The organism is uncultured Caballeronia sp. (genome assembly GCF_964243625.1).
GTDB lineage: Bacteria > Pseudomonadota > Gammaproteobacteria > Burkholderiales > Burkholderiaceae > Caballeronia.
In genome coordinates, this window is record NZ_CAXTGZ010000850.1 from 1 (window position 1) to 2,027 (window position 2,027).

Genomic DNA, 2,027 nt, shown 5'->3' on the forward strand with positions numbered 1-2,027 from the left:
AAGCGAGCGGCATGCGCAGCGTGTTGAGCGATGCCTCGATTTCATCGAGCTCCGCAAGCAGCGCCATGCGCTGCTCCTCCGTCGACGTGCTCAGCGCACCGCATTCGATCGCGATCAGCGCACCGTAGTATCGATAAATCCGCGAACGCACGCGCCATCCGTAAAGCGCGGGAATCAGCCGCAATGCCGGAAACAGCAGCACGGCCACGGGCAACAAAAGCACCAGGATCCGGTCCGTGATGCTCGCGACCCAGAACGGCAACACGCGATACAAAAAGCTTTTGCCCGACTTGTAATAGCGCGTCGCGTCTTCGCTGATCCGGTATTCGTGCGCAGTCGTACTCGGAAAATCGCCCGCGCGCTGCAGCAGACCGGCCGCGCCGTGGATCTCCTGCGCCGCCTCGATCAGCAGATCCGATATGGCCGGATGCAGATTCGGCCGCGCCACGATTTCAACGGTCGGACCAATCAGGTGGAGCGTATCGGGTGGCCATTTTCTGCGAAGATCGAGAACGCCGGCGGGTAGATCGATTTGATTGAGATAGGGAAAGAGCCGCGTATAGGCGCTCGCTTCCGCAAAATCCATGACGGAGATGCCCGGGATTCCAAGCAGCCGCAGCATCAGCGTGCGCGTGGTCGAATCGCCGCTGAGCATGGCGGCGTCGACCTTGCCTGCCACCAGTTGCTCGGCCGCCTGCATGCCGTCGACCGGCACGAGTTGCGTGTCACCGTGGGAGGAGATGCCGTTCGCCTCCAGCAGCTTGAGCGACAACATCCTCGTGCCGCTGCCCTCGCGCCCGATTGCGATGCGCTTGCCATCGAGTTGCGAGAGTTGCGTCAGGCCTTTGCCGCGATAAAACACCACGATGGGAATATAAAAGATGCTTCCCAGCGACATCAGCGAAGCCCTCGCGGCTTCATCGGAGACGCCGCCTTGCACGAGCGCGATATCGACGTGCTGCTTGGGATCCATCAGCCGCTGCAGGTTCTGTACGGAACCATCGGATTGAAGCACGTTGAGGGTGATGCCATTGCGCGCCAGGATCTTTTTATACGTGTTCGCGGTGTTCAGCAGCGAGCTGTCGAGCGGACCTGCGCTGATGGTGATGGTTTTCGGCGGTGCGGGATCGGCAACCCAGACAGCCAGCCCGACCAGCGCGACGAACACCAGCGCGATCGGCAACGATGTCAGTGAAAGCTCCCGCCATGCCACGTGCGAATGGTCTTGCGGAAGACGCGGGCGATATTTTTTCATGAGAACCCGTCAGAGATGCTTCTGCTTCACCGCGAACGCCCGGGACTATCTGTTCCTGGCCGCCTCATAGTACTCAACAATCAGCCCCGTCACCGCGACATCCGTTCCTGTCTCGTCGATCCGGAGGCGCCATTTCGCACGATTCTCCCTGAATTCGTCCGTAGAATGCAATGGTGCTTTCCAGTGCGTCCGGCCCGACGGATACTCGGCATGATCGGGAAGAGGCGGACTATCGAAGGTCTCGCTAGCGCGGTCGGCAAAACGACGGCCGCATTCGACGCGAGCCAGGTTCATCGCTCGGCAAGTATTGAAGGAAGCTCAATGGAACACATCGAATTCAGGTCGGCGCGCTTGGCCGACATCTCCGCGATCGTTGCAATGCTCGCCGATGACCCGCTCGGCAGCCAGCGCGAGATAGTCGGCACGCCGCTCGACGGGCGGTACGTCGCTGCATTCGAAGCCATAGACTCCGACGCCAATCAGCACCTCATGGTCGTCACGGATAACGACGAAGTGATCGGCACGTTGCAACTTACGTTTATTCCAGGCATTGCGCGCATGGGCGCATGGCGGGGACAGATAGAGGCGGTGCGCATAGCCGCGCACCGCCGCGATTCAGGCCTGGGGCAGAAGATGTTCGAATGGGCGATCGCGCAATGCAGGACGCGTGGCTGCAATCTCGTGCAGCTCACGACAGACAAGACTCGTGCCGACGCCCACCGTTTCTACGACAAACTCGGTTTTATCGCCAGCCATGAGGGTTACAAGCTGG

2 protein-coding genes are annotated in these 2,027 nt (G+C 60.5%); one reads left to right on the forward strand and one right to left on the reverse strand.

The window, feature by feature from the left end; translation table 11 throughout:
- The coding region (locus ACFFAR_RS31720; RefSeq protein WP_375509292.1) for a TAXI family TRAP transporter solute-binding subunit at positions 1 to 1,255 on the reverse strand (1,255 nt) is incomplete at its 3' end.
- A gap of 321 nt (positions 1,256 to 1,576) precedes the next feature.
- Here ACFFAR_RS31720 and ACFFAR_RS31725 point away from each other — a divergent pair.
- Positions 1,577 to 2,027: GNAT family N-acetyltransferase (locus ACFFAR_RS31725; protein WP_375509293.1), on the forward strand; the 451-nt coding region annotated here is incomplete at its 3' end.